Source organism: Acinetobacter amyesii (assembly GCF_023499985.1).
In the GTDB taxonomy this organism is placed as follows: domain Bacteria; phylum Pseudomonadota; class Gammaproteobacteria; order Pseudomonadales; family Moraxellaceae; genus Acinetobacter; species Acinetobacter amyesii.
On the sequence record NZ_JAMCOU010000022.1, the window covers coordinates 20,852 to 43,157 of the forward strand.

The 22,306-nt window shown below is 40.6% G+C and carries 16 protein-coding genes and 1 pseudogene; 12 read left to right on the top strand and 5 right to left on the bottom strand.

The window, feature by feature from the left end; genetic code table 11:
• Positions 1 to 90: 90 nt before the first annotated feature.
• From M5F03_RS05340 to M5F03_RS05350, 3 genes are all read left to right on the top strand, one after another.
• On the top strand, positions 91 to 1,464 hold the full coding sequence (locus tag M5F03_RS05340) for an MFS transporter (protein WP_249707270.1): 1,374 nt from the start codon (positions 91 to 93) through the stop codon (positions 1,462 to 1,464).
• Between the two features lie 126 nt (positions 1,465 to 1,590).
• A complete protein-coding gene (locus M5F03_RS05345) occupies positions 1,591 to 2,892 on the top strand; it encodes a DcaP family trimeric outer membrane transporter (RefSeq protein WP_180084954.1) in 1,302 nt (433 codons plus the stop codon).
• Positions 2,893 to 3,261: 369 nt separating this feature from the next.
• On the top strand, positions 3,262 to 5,391 hold the full coding sequence (locus M5F03_RS05350; RefSeq protein WP_249707271.1) for a TonB-dependent receptor family protein: 2,130 nt from the start codon (positions 3,262 to 3,264) through the stop codon (positions 5,389 to 5,391).
• A 106-nt stretch (positions 5,392 to 5,497) separates the two neighbouring features.
• On the opposite strand, the gene M5F03_RS05355 is transcribed toward M5F03_RS05350, so the two are convergent.
• Both M5F03_RS05355 and M5F03_RS05360 read right to left on the bottom strand, forming a co-directional pair.
• A complete protein-coding gene (locus tag M5F03_RS05355) occupies positions 5,498 to 6,934 on the bottom strand; it encodes an amidase (protein WP_249707272.1) in 1,437 nt (478 codons plus the stop codon).
• Positions 6,935 to 7,054: 120 nt separating this feature from the next.
• The gene (locus M5F03_RS05360; RefSeq protein ID WP_249707339.1) at positions 7,055 to 8,479 is read right to left on the bottom strand and encodes an aminotransferase-like domain-containing protein; all 1,425 of its coding nucleotides are present in this window, start codon (positions 8,477 to 8,479) and stop codon (positions 7,055 to 7,057) included.
• A 197-nt stretch (positions 8,480 to 8,676) separates the two neighbouring features.
• Here M5F03_RS05360 and M5F03_RS05365 point away from each other — a divergent pair, with 197 nt between their 5' ends.
• Positions 8,677 to 9,474, top strand: a complete 798-nt coding sequence (locus M5F03_RS05365; protein WP_249707273.1) for a hypothetical protein — start codon at positions 8,677 to 8,679, stop codon at positions 9,472 to 9,474.
• A gap of 241 nt (positions 9,475 to 9,715) precedes the next feature.
• Here M5F03_RS05365 and M5F03_RS05370 read toward each other — a convergent pair whose 3' ends face one another.
• Together M5F03_RS05370 and M5F03_RS05375 are read right to left on the bottom strand one after the other, a co-directional pair.
• Positions 9,716 to 9,874, bottom strand: a complete 159-nt coding sequence (locus M5F03_RS05370) for a hypothetical protein (protein ID WP_168379604.1) — start codon at positions 9,872 to 9,874, stop codon at positions 9,716 to 9,718.
• A gap of 121 nt (positions 9,875 to 9,995) precedes the next feature.
• Complete coding sequence (locus M5F03_RS05375; RefSeq protein WP_078193328.1) at positions 9,996 to 10,877, bottom strand: LysR family transcriptional regulator; 882 nt, start codon at positions 10,875 to 10,877, stop codon at positions 9,996 to 9,998.
• Between the two features lie 163 nt (positions 10,878 to 11,040).
• Between M5F03_RS05375 and M5F03_RS05380 the strand changes: the two genes are divergently transcribed.
• From M5F03_RS05380 to M5F03_RS16700, 8 genes and pseudogenes are all read left to right on the top strand, one after another.
• A complete protein-coding gene (locus tag M5F03_RS05380) occupies positions 11,041 to 12,558 on the top strand; it encodes a CoA-acylating methylmalonate-semialdehyde dehydrogenase (RefSeq protein ID WP_249707274.1) in 1,518 nt (505 codons plus the stop codon).
• Between the two features lie 15 nt (positions 12,559 to 12,573).
• Positions 12,574 to 13,473: a 3-hydroxyisobutyrate dehydrogenase gene (mmsB, locus tag M5F03_RS05385; protein WP_249707275.1), complete on the top strand. Its 900-nt coding sequence runs from the start codon at positions 12,574 to 12,576 to the stop codon at positions 13,471 to 13,473.
• Positions 13,474 to 13,553: 80 nt separating this feature from the next.
• The gene (locus M5F03_RS05390) at positions 13,554 to 15,209 is read left to right on the top strand and encodes an AMP-binding protein (RefSeq protein ID WP_078193325.1); all 1,656 of its coding nucleotides are present in this window, start codon (positions 13,554 to 13,556) and stop codon (positions 15,207 to 15,209) included.
• 120 nt (positions 15,210 to 15,329) lie between these two features.
• On the top strand, positions 15,330 to 16,457 hold the full coding sequence (locus M5F03_RS05395; RefSeq protein WP_249707276.1) for an acyl-CoA dehydrogenase family protein: 1,128 nt from the start codon (positions 15,330 to 15,332) through the stop codon (positions 16,455 to 16,457).
• 80 nt (positions 16,458 to 16,537) lie between these two features.
• A complete protein-coding gene (locus M5F03_RS05400; protein ID WP_249707277.1) occupies positions 16,538 to 17,311 on the top strand; it encodes an enoyl-CoA hydratase in 774 nt (257 codons plus the stop codon).
• A gap of 23 nt (positions 17,312 to 17,334) precedes the next feature.
• On the top strand, positions 17,335 to 18,360 hold the full coding sequence (locus M5F03_RS05405; RefSeq protein ID WP_249707278.1) for an enoyl-CoA hydratase/isomerase family protein: 1,026 nt from the start codon (positions 17,335 to 17,337) through the stop codon (positions 18,358 to 18,360).
• A 205-nt stretch (positions 18,361 to 18,565) separates the two neighbouring features.
• Entirely contained in the window at positions 18,566 to 19,903 is a 1,338-nt protein-coding gene (locus M5F03_RS05410) for an MFS transporter (RefSeq protein WP_249707279.1), read from the top strand.
• A gap of 1,088 nt (positions 19,904 to 20,991) precedes the next feature.
• Positions 20,992 to 21,675 (top strand): annotated as a pseudogene (locus M5F03_RS16700) (cupin domain-containing protein).
• A 13-nt stretch (positions 21,676 to 21,688) separates the two neighbouring features.
• Here the strand turns inward: M5F03_RS16700 and M5F03_RS05425 are convergent.
• Positions 21,689 to 22,288 carry a gamma carbonic anhydrase family protein gene (locus tag M5F03_RS05425; protein WP_249707290.1) on the bottom strand — a complete coding sequence of 200 codons (600 nt, stop codon included), beginning with the start codon at positions 22,286 to 22,288 and terminating at the stop codon, positions 21,689 to 21,691.
• Positions 22,289 to 22,306 lie beyond the last annotated feature (18 nt).

Here is a 22,306-nt window from a genome sequence, read left to right on the forward strand (position 1 = left end):
CAAACATGCCTAATCGGTTTTGGACATTAAGCACCAACTTATTCATTGTGAAAAGCGAATTTTACAAGCTTCACAATTAGGAGGTGGGCTATGCAAAACCAGAAAATTAATATTAATACCTTGGTTGATGAAGCCAAATTTACGCCATTTCATTGGGGTGTATTGATTTGGTGTCTTTTGATTATTATTTTTGACGGTTATGACTTGGTGATCTATGGCGTTGCCTTACCGCTGTTGATGCAAGAGTGGTCATTATCTGCGGTACAAGCCGGCTTATTGGCAAGTACGGCTTTATTTGGCATGATGTTTGGTGCCATGTGTTTTGGCACACTGTCCGATAAAATTGGTCGTAAAAAAACCATTATGATCTGTGTCGGTATTTTTAGTGGTTTTACCTTCTGCGGCGCTTTTGCAAGTACCCCAGTTGAATTTGGTATTTTACGCTTTCTTGCGGGTCTAGGCATCGGTGGCGTTATGCCGAACGTTGTCGCATTAATGACGGAATACGCGCCAAAACGTATACGCAGCACCTTGGTTGCACTAATGTTTAGTGGTTATGCCATTGGTGGTATGGCTTCAGCATTATTGGGAGCTTGGTTAGTGCCAGTATATGGCTGGAAAATCATGTTTTATATTGCGATTATTCCATGTCTTGCACTGCCTTTAATCTGGAAATTCCTCCCTGAGTCATTGATGTATTTAACCTCAAAGCATCAAACAGATACGACTCGAACGATTGTCTCTAAAATTGCCCCTGAACAAGTCCTCACAACATATACTCAATTTGTACTCAATGAAGTTTCTGAAGAAGATAACGCTCCGTTAAAAGCATTATTTCAACAAGGCCGTAGTTTCAGTACGTTTATGTTCTGGATTGCATTTTTCATGTGCTTACTGATGGTTTATGCACTTGGAAGTTGGTTACCAAAATTGATGATTCAAGCCGGCTATTCGCTTGGTGCAAGTATGATTTTCCTCTTTGCACTGAATATTGGTGGAATGGTAGGTGCTATTGGTGGTGGTGCTTTGGCTGACCGATTCCATATCAAAAAAGTACTGAGCATCATGTTCATGTGTGGCGCATTGGCTTTAATCTTACTAGGCTTTAACAGTCCGCAAATGGTTTTGTATACCTTAATTGCTGTTGCAGGTGCAGCTACCATCGGTTCACAAATCTTACTTTATACCTTTGTCGCACAATACTACCCAACCACGGTACGTTCTACAGGTATGGGCTGGGCATCGGGCATTGGGCGAATTGGTGCAATCGTTGGACCGGTACTTACTGGTGCGCTGTTAACCATGAATTTGCCGCATCAAATGAACTTCTTGGTGATTGCCATTCCCGGTGCCATTGCTTCTTTAGCAATTTTTATGGTGAATTTACAAGCGTCAGTAGAGGCATCAACTCAAGGTCAATCACGAAAGATCAATACACAAGCCATTAAAAATCCAGCGAATTAAGCCGGTATTTAAAGATTTAACATTACCCCAAAATTTTAGTTTCCAGGCCCTGATGCACAGCATGAGGACTAGTGGGAAATTGTGACAAAAAAATAAGGAAAGGGCATCGCCCAAATCGAGGTCAGGATGAAAACTCAAAAGCTAAATTTAGTCAAAAAAACCTTTAAAATGAAACCGATGATACTGGCTTGTGCAGCCGTGTTCCCCATGTGGACACACGCGGCTGTCAGCGAAGCTGAAGTTGAACAGTTGCGTGATGAAGTCAAAGCATTAAAAGCCATGATGCAGCAATATGTTCAACAGCAAAACACTTTGTCGAGTGAAATCAAAGACGTAAAACAACGACCTGTAGTTGCTGCACAGACTCAAACACCGAGCCTGAGTTTAAATACCAAATCGGGCGCTGAGTTTAGCTTGTATGGCAATGTGCGTGCAGATGCATCTTATCAGGCAGAAGGCGGCAGCTTATCTCGCCTGTATAACCAAATGAATAGTGTTCCGCTAGAAGGGAATGCTGAAAGTTCAGATCGTTTAAAAGCAACACTTGCTGCCACACGTTTAGGCCTAGACTTTAAAACGCCGACTCAAGTGGGCGATGTAGGCGGTAAAATTGAAGTCGACTTTTTGGGTGCAAATGATGGACTGCGGATTCGTCATGCCTATTTGACCTATGGTGATTGGCTGGTGGGGCAAACATGGTCTAACTTTGCTGTACCTGATTATATGCCTGAAACCATTGATGCATTGGGCTATGTCGGTGGTGCTGTTAAACGTACACCGCAAGTTCGCTATAGTCACAAATTTAGTCCAGAGACAAATCTAGTACTCGCTGCAGAAGATTCTAAGGATGACAGCTCAAATATGCGTTTGCCTGCATTAACAGCGCGGTTAAACCATAAAATGACAGATACACTCATGTTGAGCGCACGTGCGATGGGTGCTGAAAAGAAAACGGATACGGATACAGAAACTGCATGGGGGCTTGGTCTAGGCGCAAAACTAGATTTGACGGATAAAACAGTGCTCAAAGCGGATTATTACCATGTCAAAGGCGACAGTAGTTTTGTGTCATGGACGAACCAAGGTTTTGTGACCAATGCGGATAAAGACATCATCGCCACCAATGAATTTGATTCGATTACTGTAGGTTTAACTCAACAAATTTCAGCACAATGGCGCGGAACATTGGGCTATGGTTATATGAAAGCAGATAATAATGCTGATTATGTCAACTCATTAGTCGATAAAACCAAGGCCAATAAAAACTTGTGGCAAGCATGGGCAAATGTATTTTACAGCCCTGTTAAGCCGATTAGTTTAGGTCTGGAATATGTCTACGGTGAACGTGAAGCTTTTGGCGCCGCACCAAATGGCAGTACTAAGGGGGAAGATAACCGAATCAATGCAGTCGCGATGTACAACTTCTAATGCTATTACAGAGAATAGTTTAATTTAAATTGCCTTAGAAATTTCAATATCAATTTAACGAGAGCGTGATTGAAATTATATTCAGGTTTTAACATCTGACTTTCCGACAATCTTTCAATGCGTGCTCTCAATTCATACTAGCCCTTGATCTTCACTGATTGAGGGCTTTTATCTTATTTAGAAACTTATATTTTTTGACTAAAAAATATAATTATCTGTTTTATTTCATTTAACAAATCATTTGAATATAAAAATACGAAGAAGGATATTGATAAAAATCATGAATTTTGAAATATTTTGATACATACATGACGATAAAACACACTACAATCCTTGCCGTAAATTTCGTTTCACTTAGAAGACGCAATCATGGATGTCCCTCAATTTTCCAAATATAACAACACGTCACTTAAGCTTTTAAGCCTGATGATGCTTACTGCAATGGCACAGTATAGTGTTGCAGATAGCAATGTATTACCTGAAATCACCATCAACGTTGAACAAAGTTCAATGGATGAAAAAATAAAAAAAGCACTGACCAAAGTAAATGGTGCAACCAATGCAATCGTTGTAGCAAACATTCAAGATATACCCAAGCGAACAAATGCTGATTTATTTAAAAATCAACCGGGGATTTACGCAGCATCTTCAGGAAATGAAGGGGTAAAACTGTCGATACGTGGCTCGGGGATCAATCGTGCACCGGGGGCGCATGCTTCAGGGTTGTATGTGACCTTAGATGATTTGCCATTTACAGGGCCAGGAGGAACACCTTATGAACTGCTTGAGCCGCTGTGGGTAGACCATATAGAGGTTTTACGAGGGGCTAATGGTTTAACACGTGGCGCATTAAGCTTGGGTGGTCTAATTAACTATGCAAGCCCGACAGGAAAAAATGCAGCAAAACTGTCAGTGCATCATGAAATGGGCAGCCACGGTTATCAAAAAAGTGAAATCAATTCAGGACAACAAATTGGCGACTTAGACTATTATCTTTCCTTAACGCAAAGTGATGATGACGGTTTTCAAGATCATGCTTCAAGCCAGAGTAAAGGTATATCGGCCAATGTGGGATATCAAATAAATCCAAACCTAGATACACGTTTTTATCTGCGTTACCGAGAAACTAAACACCAAACACCGGGACGTCTAACCCAGCAACAGATTGAACAAGATCCAAAACAAGCAATCCCCCTAAATATCTCACTAAATAACAATCGCCCGCAGCCGGGAAGTCTTTGGTTGGCGAATAAAACCAATATGACTTTGGACTCCGGTGATCGCTTACAGTTGGGTCTGGCCTATCATCATTATCCGATGGATTTGCAAGAAGGGTTATATAGTACTGATGTAGACTATGACGATATCAGTACCTTATTTAACTACCAATTTGACCGAACCTTGTGGGGGCATGAAAGTCAGAACACCTTAGGTTTTCGTAGTACCACACATTTGCCAGATGGTCAGGTCGTTGAACGCTTGCGTGTTGCGCAAGGCGCCTATGCTTCGGGTACAGAAACGCGGCATTACACCTACCAAGGTGGTGACTATGTTTTACATTATGCCAACGCCTTGGCACTACACCCACAGTTTTGGCTCGATAGTCGAGTTGCATTGGCGTACACCCATCGTGAAAGTGAAGTGACATGGCCTGTGCAAAGTCATAAAGAAAATATTCGTGAATGGAATGTCCTGCCATCGCTAGGTTTTCGATATCAAATCCAACCAGAAACACAGCTCTTTGCCAATGTCAGTCGAAGCTTAGAAGCACCACATCCATGGGCTTTAATTTGGGGGGCGGATCAATACTTCCCAGATGGTAGTGGCGCAGCAACGGGACGCCAAAGCGCTCCGATTCATTTGAATAGTCAGACTGCGAATACATTTGAACTGGGTGGGCGTGGTCAACATGCACTAGGTGAGTGGAATATTGCATATTACTATTCACAGGTTAAAAATGAACTGTTGGCTGTTGAAATCCAAACAGAGCCTAAAAAGATTATTGCCGAATCGAATGCTTCAGACACCATTCATCAAGGGATTGAAGTCGGTTTAAACAGTTCACTTTGGCAAAATGATGAATATGGACAAGTTCAACTGAAACAAGCCTATACCTTGAATGATTTTCACTATAAAAATGATGCGGTATTTGGAAAAAATGAGCTTGCAGGTATACCAAAACACATCTATCAGGCTGAACTGAAATACGAACATCCTTTAGGCTTTTATGCTGCGGTGAATACACTTTATGCCGCAAAGGTCACAACCGACTATGCCAATAGTTTCTACGCAAAAGATTGGCAAATTTGGGGAGCATCGTTCGGCTATATTCAACCGCAAAAACAGTATATGGCTTGGTTGGATTTCAGAAATATAGCCAATAAAAAATATGCATCTACCGTGACACCGGGCTATAACGATGCCGGCAAAGATCCTGCTCGTTTAACACCGGGTGAAGGTCGGGCGGTATATGCAGGACTGACGTATCATTTTAATTAAGCATCTTGTATTCCAATACAGTGATCCCTTGAAAAGCCTTATTCTGCGGATTTGAATAAAAAAAGGGAGCCAATCAGCTCCCTTTTTTAAACCTTTGATTAGTTTGTTAAGCAGTTCGAGGCATATCTTGAATACGTCGCCATGGCTGAGCTTCTTCAATTTCATATGCCAGTTCGATCAAGGTTTTTTCATCACCGACATCGGCTGATATTTGCATACTGATCGGTAGTCCGTCGTTTTGCGTTTCTCCCATAGGAATCGACATACCCGGCGCACCCACTACATTTTGAATAGGCGTAAATGTCACATAGTTCTGAATACGTTCAAATAATTGGTCAAACGGTAATTGAGGTGATAAATAGCCAATTTTAGGTGTGGTATGTGCAAGTACAGGCGATAGCAAAACGTCATAATGCTTAAAGATTTCACGATATTGTTGCTGCATTTTCTTTAATCGATACAGAAATAGCGGGGTTTTATAAAAGTTCTTTTTATATAACATCGATAAACCAACGGTTAAGTGATCTAACTCTTTTGGATTAAAGTCAGCGCCAAAAATTTTCTTACCAAAGGTACTCAGTAAAAAGGACAACATCCCCCAATATTCACTAAAATCTTCAACAAAGCTTAAGGAAAAAGGTAACTGAAGTTCTTCAACATGATGGCCTAATTTTTCTAAGAGTGCTGCGCTATGCATTAAGGTTGCAGTTGTTTCGCTATCTATTTGCCCTGTAATCGATTGCGGGACTAAACCGATGCGTAGTCGACGTTTAGAAGGCCCATGAATCATGCCTATGCGTGGCAACTTTTTATTGTAATAACTTGACTCCATTCCTGCATAGAAATGAGCAGTATCTCGTATGCTACGGGTTAGGACACCTTCACTGATGATATTAATCGGAAGAGAAGCTGCTGCTTCACTGTCATAAGTACGGCCACGGCTAGGCTTTAATCCAATCAAACCGCAGCATGCAGCAGGGATACGAATCGAACCACCGCCATCATTGGCATGGGCAATCGGAACTACACCGGCTGCAACGAGAGCTGCGGAACCCCCAGAAGACGCGCCGCAGGAATAACTTAAATGCCACGGGTTATAGGTGGCTGATCCATCTTTATATTCGGTGCTGGCATTTAGACCAAATTCAGGGAGCTTGGATTTTCCTAATACGACAAAACCTTGATCTAAGATTTGTTGGCTAATTTGAGGATTACGATCGGCTGGTTTTGAACCTATGGCCTTTGAACCATGGCGTGAGGGCAAGCCTTGATAATCTAGATTATCTTTAAAGAAAAAAGGGACGCCCGCAAAAAGACCATGTTCAACATATTGATTTTGCTCTAAAGCACGTTGAAAACAGTCCAGTTCAATGGCATTTAGATGCGGGTTCACTTGTTCCGCACGTGCAATGGCCGCTTGAGTTATTTCTTGCACGGAGGCTTCTTTAGATTTGATGAGCTGTGCAATCCCCACAGCATCCAGATCTGTGAGTACATCCGAACTAAAGGCATGTATGCGTTGACTGTGTTTTTGATCTTCCATGAACGAACCTATTTGTTTTTTGAATTTTGGTAAATGTTGAATGAATTCGTTGTTATCTCAACAACAAATATATGTATTTGAACAATATCTGTTTGAGCATAATAATGACAATAAAAATTGTCAAATATTCATCTGATCTGAGGAAAGTGCAGAGATTGTACTAAGGAGGGCATCTAAAGCCTGTTGAATCTCATCCTTCCATGCAAAGGAACAATTTAAACGGATATATTGAGTTTTGGCTTCTGATACGTTAAATAAACGGCCTGGAGCAACACCGATCTGCTGTTGAATTAAGGCTTCATAGACTGCCATACTTTCAACATTCTCCGGTAATTTTAACCAAAGAAAATAACCACTTGGATGATATTGTAATTTACATCCAGTCGGTAGACGGTTTTCTAAATAACGGTAAAACTGTAATTTGTGTTGCTGTAGACTTTTTCTTAAGACCCTTAAATGTTTTTCATAATGATAATTTGAAATAAATTCCACCAAGGCATTTTGCAATAAGGTATTGACGGAAATCGTGCTCATAAGCTGTAAGTGTTGAATCGCTTGTGAGTATTTACCTGCATGCACCCAACCGACTCGAAATGCAGCGCCTAGCGTTTTAGAAAAAGATGAGCAGTGTAAGACCATATTATTTTGGTCAAAGTATTTCATTGATACGGGTTTCTTAGACGCATAATGCATTTCTTCATACACATCGTCCTCAATTAAATGCACATGATATTGGTGTAAGAGCACGGCAATTTTTTGCTTGATTTCATCGCTGACTGTAAAGCCCACAGGATTATGCGAATTCAGCATCAACCAACAGATCTTGACGGGATAAGTTTTTAGAATATGTTCAAACGCGGTTAAATCAAAACCGTCTTGTGGATGTTCAGGTAAGGTCACCACTTTAAGGCCTAAGCGCTCTGCAGCTTGCAATGCGCCATAGAAAATATTTTGCTGTAACACAATATAATCACCCGGTGAGGCAATGGCCTGTAAGGAAAGATTCAGTGCATCCATACAGCCTGAGGTAATCACAATATCCTCTGGATCTGTGGCAATGCCTTGCATGCAATAACGCTGTGCAACCAACTTACGTAGAGCTAAATTACCGGGTGGAAGATTATCAATGGCATCGTAACTTTTGGGATTTCGGGAAATTTGCCCCATGATTTGGGTTAGCTTTTTAGAAAAAACAATGTCTTGAGCTGGAAAGGCTGAACCCAATGGAACGATTTTTTCATCTTGTATCGATTTTAAATACTTAAATACCAGAGAGTTAATTTCAATGGGGGTGTTTAAAGACACGATTTGAGTTTGTTCAGCCTCTATTTCGACTAAGCCTTGAGCTACATAGTAGCCTGATTTTTCACGTGCATAGATTAAGCCACGCGATTCCAACTCCTGATAAGCATTCATGACCGTGATTAAACTAAAGCCGGACAACTGTACTTGTTCACGTAAAGAAGGGAGTTTTTCGTGCGCTTTTAAAGTGCCATTTTCAATCAGTTGACGTAGGTGCTGAGCGAGCTGTTCCGATTTATACATAGTCATCAACAAGTCAAGATTCTGTTATAAATATATCAGTAAAAGAAACTTTACATTATATTTTTATAACAGATGAGTCTGTACTGTTATATGTTTTTTCAAATTCACTGTATCTAGTTTTAAGCTTGATTTTTTTATAAGGTGCATTGACCACAACACTTGTGGCGTCAAATGGTATGGAAGTTAGGGAGTTGAGTATGTTTAAAGCCAGTGAATTAGAACTGTTGCAACATTTACTGGTGGATGTTCCATTGACAGATTCAACGCTGCATCTGCTGCAACAACAGCATACTAATTTAGAAGCGGTGCTGTTACGCAGTCGAATTTTGCGCCAAGTACAGCAAGTGGGCTATGTCAGTATTTGTCAGGAGCATATGCACGCCAAGGCTGAAAATGCTGCTTTTTTATTTGCACCATTTATCCTAGCGAATTTGAATCAGAAGGTGCTCTACGCTACACCGCAAAGCCCTGAAAATGTTGCGATATTAAATCGTTATTATCATGCTGAGGCTAAACTTAGCGCATTTAAAGTTGATGATGTTTTATCGGGACTCAATGTCTACATTGAGCTACATAATGAACAACTATCGCCAGCAGAATACTTCTATTTTAGTTTGATCAATAGCTTATGTAATCCGAAAGTTTCCAAAATCATTTGTATTACACATCTACATATAGACTTACAAAAATTAAAACAGCTCGCTGAATTTTTAGATGTTGAAATTTATGTCTTGGCGGATAAAGCTGAACCGATTGACTTCAATCTAAGTAAAATCAATATGTTAAAACTACTATTTAAAGATAAAGATCAGCAATATATCGATTTATGCCAAAAATTTTCGTTTATTAATGCGCAAATTTTACAACGATTAGGTTTATATGAGTTTGACCGTGCGCAAGTCTTGGTAGAAGACATGTTTTATTCAGAGCATATCTTTGAAAAAATGTCGGTATACGGTGAATATATTCAAACGCATCTACAGCACCAAGTTTAAAAAAACAGAGTCCTGCATAAGCGATTCAGAGGGGAAAGTAATTTTTATAGCTGTAATTTGATCACTTTAAAAATGCAAAAAAGCTTGTAAATCTAGACTTACAAGCTTTTTTTAAATTCAAATTTAAACCAATTTATTTGGCCTAATGATCCGATTAATACTTTATGAACTGATCATGAGCAAACATGAAATGTAAGATATACATGCAATAGCGAGTTGCCATAAGTGAATAGATTATCGTTTAAGGTAGATAGGAATTATCTGCACCAACGACAAACGCTACACCAATACAGAATAAAAGCACATAGATCGAGAACCAAATAATGGCACGTTTAAAGGCCTTATCTGAAATTTCACTGTCTGCATATTTTTGCGGTTTTTTAGGCTCTTGATTGCTCATAAGATGTACTCTAAATCCCTAGTGGTTATAGGTGATTATTGGGGTATATCGCCTGAAAGCATAGATACAACATTCATCTAAATTTCTATAACAGTTATAGTTTGGAAGGAAGCTTCATCTCTTAATCCATTAATAAACTATGATATTGGTCAGTTCTTTTTCTCAAAAAGTCCCAAACCAATTTAATGCGTGGCTCATGTTGTAAATCGACTAGGGTTAGCATCCAAAAGGTATGTACAAAACGAACATCTTGCGCTAAGACCTGTTCTAATTCGGGTTTTTCCTCAGCCAAAAATTTGGGCAATATTGCCAATCCTGCACCCGCACTCACGGCAATTTGTTGTGCCAAAATACTACTACTTCTAAAGTTAGCATTGAGCTGAATAGGTAAGCGCTCTAAACAATACAGTTCGGGGCTATAGACTAGATCATCTATATAGTTCACAAAAGTGTGTGATTTTAAATCTTCTAATGTATGAATGGGTTGTGTGTTTTTTAGGTATTCCTTACTGCCATAAATTTTTAAACAATAGTCTGCCAATCGAGTAATGATATAGGGGCCTGATTTTGGTCGATCGATGGAAATAACAATATCTGCTTCACGATGTGAAAGCTTGATCATTTTCGGCACAGGAATAAGGTCGATAGTCAGCAAGGGGTATTTTTTGGACAATTCTGCCAAGAGCTGTGTCAAAAATGCTGTTCCAAACCCTTCGGGTGTGCCAATTCGCACACGACCTTGCATAGGTTGGTTAGGTTTTTCGATTTGTAAAAAAGCCTGTTCCATTTGTTCAACGCGAGGAACCAGTGCCAAACCTTCTAAAGTGAGCTCATAACCTGTGGCTTCACGTTTAAATAATGGTGTGCCTAAAGCCAGTTCTAGCGCATGTATACGTCGAGAAACCGTACTGTGCTCAACACCGATAATACGGGCGGTATTGGTTAGGGTTTTCGCACGAGCCAAAACCAAAAAATACTGTAAATGATCCCAGTCTACTTTCATTGTTATTGTCATCCCTGTGCATATTTGCACATCAATCGTGCGTGAATCTCTATTGGTAGTCAAAATTTTCTTTGCTAGTTTGAAGTGAATTGGAAAATATAAATATAAGGCTTTTGGATATTTTCTAAGTCAGTACAAAACAATAAGTGCCTATGGAGAGGTCATGAACACAATGTCAAATATTCAGTCAGCGACGGCTAAATTATTAATTAACGGTAAATTTGTAGAGTCAAACACTACAGAGTGGCAAGACATTCTAAATCCTGCAACTCAAGAGGTTTTAGGTCGTGTACCAATGGCGACTATGGAAGAAGTGGATGCAGCGATTGCTTCAGCGCAAGAGGCGTTTAAAACTTGGCGCTTAACACCCGTTCAAGCACGTATGCGCATTATGCTGAAACTACAAGATCTGATCCGTAGCAATATGAAAGAAATTGCCCGTGTACTGACGGCTGAGCAAGGAAAGACGCTAGCAGATGCCGAGGGTGATATTCAACGTGGTTTAGAAGTCGTTGAGCATGCGTGTTCGGTTGGCACACTTCAAATGGGCGAATATATAGAAGGTGTTGCACGTGGTGTGGATACCTATACCTTGCAACAACCTTTGGGTGTATGTGCAGGAATTACGCCATTTAACTTTCCAGCGATGATTCCACTGTGGATGTTCCCAATGGCCATTGTCAGTGGAAATACCTTTGTTTTAAAGCCATCTGAACAAGATCCATTATCGACTATGATGCTTGTTGAACTTGCGATTGAAGCCGGTATTCCAGCAGGCGTATTGAACGTAGTGCATGGTGGTAAGGACGTCGTTGATCGTTTATGCACACATCAAGCTATTAAGGCCATTTCATTTGTAGGCTCTACAGCCGTTGGTACACATGTATATAACCTTGCAGGACAGCATGGAAAACGTGTGCAGTCGATGATGGGGGCTAAAAACCATGTGGTTGTGATGCCAGATGCCAATAAAGAACAAACTTTAAATGCTCTCGTTGGTGCAGCATTTGGTGCGGCTGGTCAGCGTTGTATGGCTTTGTCTGTTGCTGTCATGGTTGGTGAAAGTAAAGAATGGGTTAATGAACTGGTTGAAAAAGCCAAAACGCTGAAGGTCAATGCAGGGCATGAACCGAATACCGATATTGGCCCAGTCATTTCACCTCGCGCAAAAGCACGTGTACTGGATTTAATTCAAAGCGGTGTAGAGCAAGGTGCGGAGTTGCTGCTGGATGGTCGTGATGTTGAGGTCATCGGCTATGAGCAAGGAAACTTTGTCGGAGCAACGATTTTTAATCAAGTTTCAACCGATATGCGCATCTATACCGAAGAGATCTTTGGGCCCGTATTAGCCATTATTCATGTCGATACTCTAGAGCAGGCGATTGAATTAATTAATGCTAATCCATTCGGCAACGGTGTTGGACTATTTACACAAAGCGGTGCAGTGGCTCGTACATTCCAAAGCGATATCGATATTGGTCAAGTGGGTATCAATATTCCAATTCCTGTACCTGTACCTTTCTTTAGCTTTACAGGATCGCGTGGTTCAAAACTGGGTGACTTAGGTCCATATGGTAAGCAAGCGGTTCAGTTCTATACACAAACCAAAACGATCACCAGTCGTTGGTTCGAAGATACACAAGAAAAAGGTGAAGTGAATACCACCATTAACCTACGTTAAGTTAGGAGTTCAAGGATGAATATTGCCTTTATCGGTTTAGGAAACATGGGCGGGAAAATGGCCCAAAACCTACTCAAAGCAGGTTTTACGGTTTACGGTTTCGACTTAAGCGAAATTGCGATTCAGTATTTTTCTGAAGCAGGTGGCATCGTTTGCCAAAGTCCACAAGATGCTGCGAAACAAGCAGATGTTGTAATTAGCATGTTGCCCGCTGCCAAGCATGTCAAAGAGGTGTACTTGGGAGAAAATGGTGTATTGGCGGTAATGAAAGCAGGAAGCTTATGTATCGATAGCAGTACCATTGATCCGCAAACCATTAAGGACATAGCCGAGGCAGGTGCTGCACATCAGATAAAAATCTGTGATGCACCTGTTTCAGGCGGAACTATTGGTGCTCAGGCAGGTACATTAACCTTTATGGTCGGTTCAGATGATCAAACCTTTGAAAGAACCAAAGCGGTATTGGGCCACATGGGTAAAAACATTGTGCATTGTGGTGATGTGGGTGCAGGTCAAATTGCGAAAATTTGCAATAACTTGATTCTTGGTATTTCCATGGCAGCCGTTGCTGAAGGTATGGCGCTCGGTGCGCGTCTGGGGATTGATCCTCAAGCCTTAGCAGGTGTGGTGAATAGTTCGAGCGGACGTTGCTGGAGTTCGGATGTATGTAATCCATGGCCGGGTATCTCAGCAAATGCACCTGCAGGACGTGGCTATACCGATGGTTTTGCAACGCAGTTGATGTTGAAAGATTTAGGATTGGCTGTAGAAGCCGCAGGACAAGTCAAACAGCCGATTATTTTAGGTGGACTGGTTCAGCAGATGTATCAACAGCTGTGTTTACAAGGTAATGCACACTTAGATTTTTCAAGCATTGTGCAGCAATACTTACCTAAGGACGCTGAATCGCTTTGAACACCAATCTAGCCTAGGGATGGCTAAAAATACTAACACTCGTGTCGGAATAACAATAAATTGAGACTGAGGTAGAGAAGATGTCGAATTATCAAGATGTTGCAAAGGCATTTGACTTAAATCATGCTGCCAAAGAAATGTTATCAGGCTCTTTAGAGCAATTAAATGCATGTTATGAATGCTGCGACCGTCATGCGATTGATCAAGATAAGGTTGCACTTTATTGGCAAGGCAAAGATGGGCGGAAAGAACAATATACCTTTGCAGAGCTGCAACAGTGGTCAAGCCAATTTGCCAATTTTTTAAAGTCACAGGGTGTGCAAAAAGGTGATCGTGTATCGGGTTTATTACCCCGTACAGTTGAATTACTTGTGGTGATTTTAGGGGCTTGGCGAATAGGTGCTGTATATCAACCGCTATTTACCGCCTTTGGCCCCAAAGCCATTGAACATCGTTTACACCTTGCACAAAGCAAATTGGTGATTAGCGATGTTGGTAATCGCAGTAAATTAGATGAAGTTGCACATTGTCCTCAAATCGTTACTGTTGCAGATCCAGCGGGTCAAGGGATACAACAGGGAGATTTAAACTTTTGGGATGAAGTAAACGCACAGTCTACAGATTGTGAAATTGTCCTACAGAGCATCAATGATCCATTTCTTTTGATGTTTACTTCAGGTACTACAGGTCCTGCAAAGCCCTTAGAAGTCCCGCTTAAAGCTTTGATCGCTTTTGGTCAATATATGAAAAATGCGGTAGGGCTACGTGAAGATGATTCGTTTTGGAATATTGCCGATCCGGGTTGGGCTTATGGTTTGTATTACGGAATTACTGGGCCACTTTTACTTGGACATGCAACACTCTTTTACGAAGGTGGTTTTAGCATTGATAGTTTGTGTCAGATCGTAGATGACTACAAAGTGACGAACCTTGCAGGCGCACCGACAGCGTATCGAATGATGATGGCGGCTGATCCTGAACAAATGGCAAAACTCAAAGGGAAATTTAGAGTCGTGAGTAGTGCTGGAGAGCCGCTTAACCCTGAAGTGTTCCGTTGGTTTAAACAAGTCCTCGATGCACCGATCTTTGACCATTATGGTCAGACTGAAGTTGGTATGGTGGTGTGTAATCACCATGGTTTACAACATGATATTCGCGCAGGTGTCGCAGGTTATGCCAGTCCGGGATATCGCGTGGCGGTTGTTGATGAACAAGGGCAAGAGCTAGCTGCAGGAACGCCAGGAGTACTGGCTGTCGATATTAGTCAATCACCGATGATGTGGTTTGGTGGCTATAAAGAAAGTCGTAAGTCACCCTTTGTAAAGCATTATTACCTCACGGGTGATACCGCAGAATTACACGCAGATGGCAGTATGAGCTTCGTTGGTCGTAATGATGATGTGATTACAACATCAGGTTATCGGATCGGGCCATTCGATGTTGAAAGCGCTTTACTTGAGCATGATGCAGTGATTGAAGCTGCGGTCATTGGTGTGCCTGATCCGGATCGGACAGAAATTGTAAAAGCTTTTGTGATTTTAGCTGAGCATGTCACAGCGTCAGAAGAGTTAGCAGAGCAACTAGGGCAATTTGTGAAAAAGCGCTTATCTGCACATGCTTATCCACGATTGGTGGAGTTTGTTCAAGAACTGCCGAAAACTCCAAGTGGAAAAATTCAGCGTTTCTTATTAAGAAATCAAGAGATTGCTAAACAATCTACGCAGCATGCAAGTTAAATGACGTAACGATTAACCCTAAATGAATGCCGAACAATCAGGATCAAAATCAAGCTTTCATTCAGTTCTAGTCATTTTCAAACTGGATGAAAGCAATTGATTGATGTACAGGAAGATAAGATGCAATTTACCGAAGAACAATTATTAATTCAGGACATGGCACGCAGTTTCGCACAGGAACAAATTAAACCTCAAGCGGCTGAATGGGATAAAAACGGTACCTTTCCCAAAGCGGCTTTAGCGCAGATGGGGGAACTGGGTTTATTGGGTATGTTGGTATCAGATGAATGGGGTGGTTCAGATACAGGTAATCTTGCCTATGTTATGGCTTTAGAAGAGATTGCCGCGGCCGATGGGGCAACCTCAACCATTATGAGTGTACATAACTCGGTAGGCTGTGTTCCTATTGCTAAATTTGGCACAAAAGAACAAAAGCAGAAATATTTAGTGCCTTTAGCACAAGGCAAAATGATCGGTGCATTTGCATTAACTGAGCCACATACGGGTTCAGATGCTGCTGCCATTAAAACTCGTGCAGTAAAAGATGGCAATGAATGGGTGATTAATGGTGCTAAGCAGTTTATTACCTCGGGACATAATGCAGGGGTCATTATTGTTTTTGCTGTGACTGATCCGAGTGCAGGGAAAAAAGGCCTGAGTGCTTTTATTGTCCCAAGAGAAACACTCGGCTATGAAGTGATTCGTACTGAAGAAAAGCTTGGATTACATGCCTCAGATACTTGTCAAATTGCACTCACAGACGTGCGAGTGCATGAAAGCCTGATGTTAGGAAAAGAAGGTGAAGGTTTGAAAATCGCTTTATCAAATCTAGAAGGCGGTCGTATTGGTATAGCGGCGCAAGCGGTTGGTCTTGCACGAGCAGCATTAGAAGAAGCAACCCGATATGCCAAAGAGCGTATTACCTTTGGTAAACCAATTTTTGAACATCAGGCAGTTGCGTTCCGATTGGCAAGTATGGCGACAGAAATAGAAGCCGCACGCCAATTGGTCTATCACGCGGCACGTTTAAAAGAAGCAGGACAACCTTGTTTAAATGAAGCGTCTATGGCTAAGCTTTTTTCATCTGAAATGGCTGAACGTGTTTGCTCAGCAGCATTACAAGTCTTTGGAGGTTATGGCTACCTCAAAGATTTCCCGATAGAGCGTATATATCGTGATGCACGTATTTGCCAAATCTATGAGGGTACGAGTGATATTCAACGTTTAGTAATTGCCCGTAGCTTATAACGTTGTCTTTAAGACATTTAAAACGACAAGGCTTCAGACAAAGCCTACTTATAAATATTGAACATATATAGGGATATCACATGCAATTTGAAACGATTCTGCTCGAAAAGAACAATGGTGTTGGACTTATTACTTTAAATCGTCCTCAGGCTTTAAATGCGTTGAATAGCATATTAATTCAAGACCTTAATTTAGCCTTAGATGATTTAGATCGAGATCCAACCATCGGTTGTATGGTTATTACAGGTTCTGAAAAAGCCTTTGCCGCTGGTGCAGATATTAAAGAAATGGCTGAACTGAGTTTTCCGAATATTTATTTGGATGATTTTTTTCATCTGGCAGATCGAATTGCACAGCGCCGTAAACCTTTAATCGCAGCTGTCAGTGGTTATGCGTTAGGTGGAGGCTGTGAGTTAGCGCTCATGTGTGACTTTATTTACTGTGCCGATAATGCAAAATTCGGTTTACCAGAAGTGACTTTGGGAGTAATCCCAGGGATAGGTGGGACACAGCGCTTAACGATTGCTATTGGTAAGGCCAAAGCAATGGAAATGTGTCTGACTGCGAGACAAATGGGCGCAGTAGAAGCAGAGCAGAGTGGTTTAGTTGCTCAAGTCTTCCCTAAAGAGGAGTTGGTCGAAAAGACCTTAAAAGCTGCTGAAAAAATAGCCGAAAAATCTGTAGTCGCAACCATGATGATCAAAGAGTCAATTAACCGTGCATTTGAAGTCAGTTTGCAAGAAGGTTTACGTTTTGAACGTAGAACATTCCATTCGATTTTTGCCACTCAAGACCAAAAAGAAGGCATGCAAGCATTTGTTGAAAAGCGCCAAGCCAATTTTAAAAACAATTAAAAATAAAAAAGGATGATACGGATATGAGTACAAATAACTTAATGATTGAAGAACATGGACATTTAGGCCAAATCAGTTTAGATCGCGTGGCAAGTTTAAATGCCTTGTCTTTGGAAATGATTCAAGGGATTCAACAGCAATTAGGGCTATGGGCTGATCAAACTAATATTCATGCTGTACTTATTCGCTCAAATAGTCCCAAAGCATTTTGTGCAGGTGGAGATATTCGCTATCTCTATGATAGTTATATGAATGGTAAAGAAGATCATCAAGCTTATTTTCAAGCTGAGTATGAAATGCTGAATACCATTCGTGCGTATGAAAAACCCATTATTGTCATACTCGATGGCTATGTACTTGGCGGTGGATTTGGCTTAGCCCAAGCATGTCATGTGCTTGTCAGCAGCGAAAAATCTAGATTTGCCATGCCTGAAACTGCCATTGGATTTTTCCCAGATGTGGCTGCGACACACTTTTTATCACGTTTAGATGATATTGGTGTGTACATGGCAACTACGGGCGATCAAATCAGTGCCAGCGATGCGTTATACCTAGATTTGATTGACTACCATGTTCCGAGTGAGCAACTTGTTCAATTAGAAGAAGATTTAAGAAATTCTAAACAACTAAGCAAGGAAAATATTGAACAATTGATTGCGAAATATATTACTCGACCAGCGGAAAGTGAACTCAGTCAAAATGCAGATTTAATTCGTAAGCATTTTGGTTTTGAGAGCATTGATGCCATTGAAAATAGTCTTGAAAATGAACAGCATAATGATGCTCAAGCGTGGGCGTTAAAAATACGCAATACCTTGGAACAACGGTCTCCAATCGCAAAAAGGATCAGTTTACAGCTCCAACATTTAGGTCGAGGTCTTTCACTGAAGCAATGCATGCAAATTGAACGACATTTACAAGACGTTTGGTTTCAACATGGCGATATTGTCGAAGGTGTGCGCGCATTAATTGTGGATAAAGACAAGCAGCCAAAGTGGCAACAGTCTAGTCCGACTTTAGACAAAATATTGGAGGAAATATCTATTTAATCAGTGATTTAAATAAACTTTAACGGTTCAAACCATTGGTCAATATTCATACTTAATTTCTTATTCGATATGAACAAGTGACTCAGCGTAAATTAAACATATATAAGATCTGAAAAATATTGATTTTCAAGAAGAAAATCATCATACAAATCAAGCATCGTGAAAATGCAATTTACAAATATCTTGCAGAATAAGGAAGATAACAATGCAAAATGTACAGGGAAACACAGCTCCACCAGCTAAGTCCTCGCATCGTTTAGCGGGTATTTCCAGCATGGTGGGTACAACCATCGAATGGTATGACTTTTTTATCTATGGTGCTGCCGCAGCACTCATTTTCAATCGACTTTTTTTCCCAAATCTTGATCCGTTAACGGGCGTATTGGCAGCATTTGCTACCTATGCTGTAGGCTTTATTGGTCGTCCACTCGGTGGCATTGTTTTTGGTCATTTTGGCGATAAAATCGGTCGTAAATCAATGTTATTGGTCACATTAATGTTGATGGGTATTCCCACAGTGATGATTGGGTTGTTACCGACATTTGAAACCATTGGTTATTGGGCAACGGTCTGTTTAATTATTTTAAGATTTATACAGGGCATGGCCATGGGTGGAGAATGGGGCGGAGCAGTCCTCATGGCGGTAGAGCATGCGCCAGCGGGTAAAAAAGGCTTTTGGGGAAGTTTACCGCAAGCCAGTACCGGTGGTGGTTTATTGCTCGCTTCGGTAGCTTTAGGCTTAGTCTCAATGTTACCTGAAGAAGCGTTATTTAGCTGGGGTTGGCGTCTACCATTTTTAGCCAGCATTATTTTACTGGCTGTAGGTTGGTACATTCGTGTAAAAGTACCTGAATCACCAGACTTTGAAAAAGTTAAAGCTCAAACCAAATCAATTAAAGTTCCAGCAAAACAAGTTTTTAAAAATCATCCTAAGCAGTTGATTACGATTATTTTATCTCGAGCTGCTGAAAATGCTTGGTTCTATTTGGCATCGACATTTGCTTTAGCCTATACCACCACACAGCTAAATATTCCTAGGCAAGATATCTTGTTTGCAACGATTTGTGGTGCTGCAGTCATCATGGTTATTACGCCAATTTTTGGACATTTGTCTGATAAAGTTGGGCAAAAAAACATGTTTAGATTTGGTTTATGCGTACTGGCTTTATACAGCTATCCATTTTTTGCGATGTTAAATACTAAAGATCCAGTATTGGTTTGGACGGCCATTGTGATTGGTATTGGTGTGGTTTTTCCTTTGATGTATGCGCCGCAGTCACAGTTATTTTCGCGCCAATTTCCAGCAGAAATACGTTATAGCGGTATTTCAATCTCAGTTCAATTTGCAGGCGTGCTAGGTGGCGGTTTAGCACCATTAATCGCGACGAAATTGCTAAGTATTGGTGATGGAAGCCCAAATTTAATTATTGCCTATATTTCAGGCTTTGCAGTGATTGCGATTATTGCATCATCATTTTTAAAGCCGGATCAAATAGAGCAAAAGACAAAAGCATTTAGCAGTGAGGAAATGAAATCTTCCTAAATTAACAATCAGGAAAACAGAAGACTGATTTAAATATAGAAATACATGTGAACAGCCATAGCAACAATTGTTATGGCTTTTTCTTGTCTAAGGATTGTGTCAGGACAAATTTATTTTTAGCGTAGCTTAGGAACATAGCAATTTGAATACAGTTGATGTGCAAGAGCCGTGAATTATCATCTTTGTAAATAAAGTTGAAGCATTTCGTATAATGTATATTATGTTAAATAAGGTATTATGCAAACCTAAATACGATATTGACCTATTGTCTGGCTTACGTAATTCTCTGATTCTTTAATTGGCACAAAAGCTATTCTTATTTTCTCACATTAATCACTTGTTTAATGCTTTGATTCCAAAAAATTATCACATGACGTTTTTCTTAGGATTTACTAATGACCCTATTTTCCCAGAGTCATCTTGTTATCCGTCATATTAACGCCAAGCAATCCTCCCAGCATATTTGAAAAATTTGATAACATTTTAAAATATGCTTTGACACATATTTGGCATTTTGATCAATTCCTAAGAAACACAAAAAGCCCATGTATATAACCATGGTAAACCAATGATGCTTAGTCTAATTTTTACTGTAACATCGACTGAAAAGTAAATAAGAGTGATCTTTAGAATCACCAAAACGTCCAAGCAACTGCATGCTTTTTAAAGCAAATTAACGCAAGTCGATATCACAGCATGACTATGTAAAGTCGCAATCTGCTCGTAAGAAATTCCGTCTTGTGCTTGAAATTATAAAATTTTGGGCGCTGTGGAGAAGTTAAAGTCGCAACAGGTATTTTGTTTATAGATAATCACAATGCTGATCTTGCTATGCGGTGTAAGGATACTTTTGAACCGCTAAATTGAGCCATGAATCATCATAGTATCTCCTTGTACTAAGGCCCTAGTGATTACTCGGACCTGCCTCCCCACCTTTACATGCAACCGACATCCCCCTTCCCATTTCAGTCCTTTTTAATGAATTTTAATCGATAAATCAAAAACTTGCATTAGTTTTTAAACTCATATAGTGTTGTTGAAAAAGTTACATTTATTTTCTCTTTAAATTTACAAACGTGTATTGTGTTATGCATCTTCATGCTGATTTTTCAAAACCTATTATCATCACTCCGCAAGATTACCATTGGGTCAAATCTCCAGGCGGTCAAGTCAATCGTATGATGCTTGACCGAATTTGTGCAGAAAAAGCGCGCGCAACCAGTGTGGTTGAATTTTCGCCACAGACTTCATTCACTGAACATACGCCCCCCCTTGGTGAAGAGGTTTTGGTCTTAACTGGAACATTTACTGAAAATGAGGATCAACACTATCTTGCAGGATGGTATATGCGTAATCCACATCAATCTAGCCATCGGGTATCGAGTGAAATGGGTTGCCAAATTTTTGTCAAACTCATACAAATGACAGAACATGAAGTGACTCCAACACGCATTAATACTCATGACCCAAAGCATTGACGTATTCAGCAAGGCCGAGAAATCTGCTCCTTATTTAAATCAAATGTTGAACAGACTTTTTTGGAAAAATTAAAACCCAATCAATGCATGGCTGAAAGTGCTGAACATGGCATTGAAATTTTTATCCTTGCAAGGTGCGCTTAGCTCAGCACACCATGTATATCCTACGGGAACCTGGATGCGCTTCCCTTCAGATTATGTTATTGATCTACACGTCACCGAATCAGGTGCAACGCTGTATATCAAAGCGGATATTTGCAACATGCCAGAGACGTTTGGACCGCGATGAATTAAATATGTGAGGAGCTTATATCTGTTGCTTTAAGACATGATCTGCCTGAAAATTTTTATATGTTAAGCGTTCTGCTGTGTCATGGGGTAAAGGCTTCACTTCTTGCAGACTGTTGAGACAACGTTCGGTCAAATCAATATATTGCGCTGTACCATGACGTTTCCAAGCAATTTCTTGATCGGTTAAGGCTCTCACCACCCGTGCAGGACTGCCCAATACCAGCATATTATTAGGAATCTCTGCTTTTGCCTTAACTGTACTGTTGGCACCTATAATCACATTTTCCCCAATCACAGCTTCATCGAGAATCACACTATTCATGCCAATGAGGGCATTCTTGCGTACCACACAGCCATGCAAAATAGCACCATGCCCCACATGACCATACTCTTCCACCAAGGTCACACTGTTTGGAAAGCCATGAATGGTACAAGAATCTTGTACATTGGCATTTTTTTGAATATGAATACGGCCAAAATCGGCACGTAAGGCAGCAAAAGGTCCAATATAAACCCCTGCCTCAATAATCACATCGCCAATCAACACGGCGTTTGGGTGTACAAAAGCCTTAGGATCGACCACTGGAATCACGCCATCAATGGCATAGCACGGCATTGTTATATCCTTATTGTT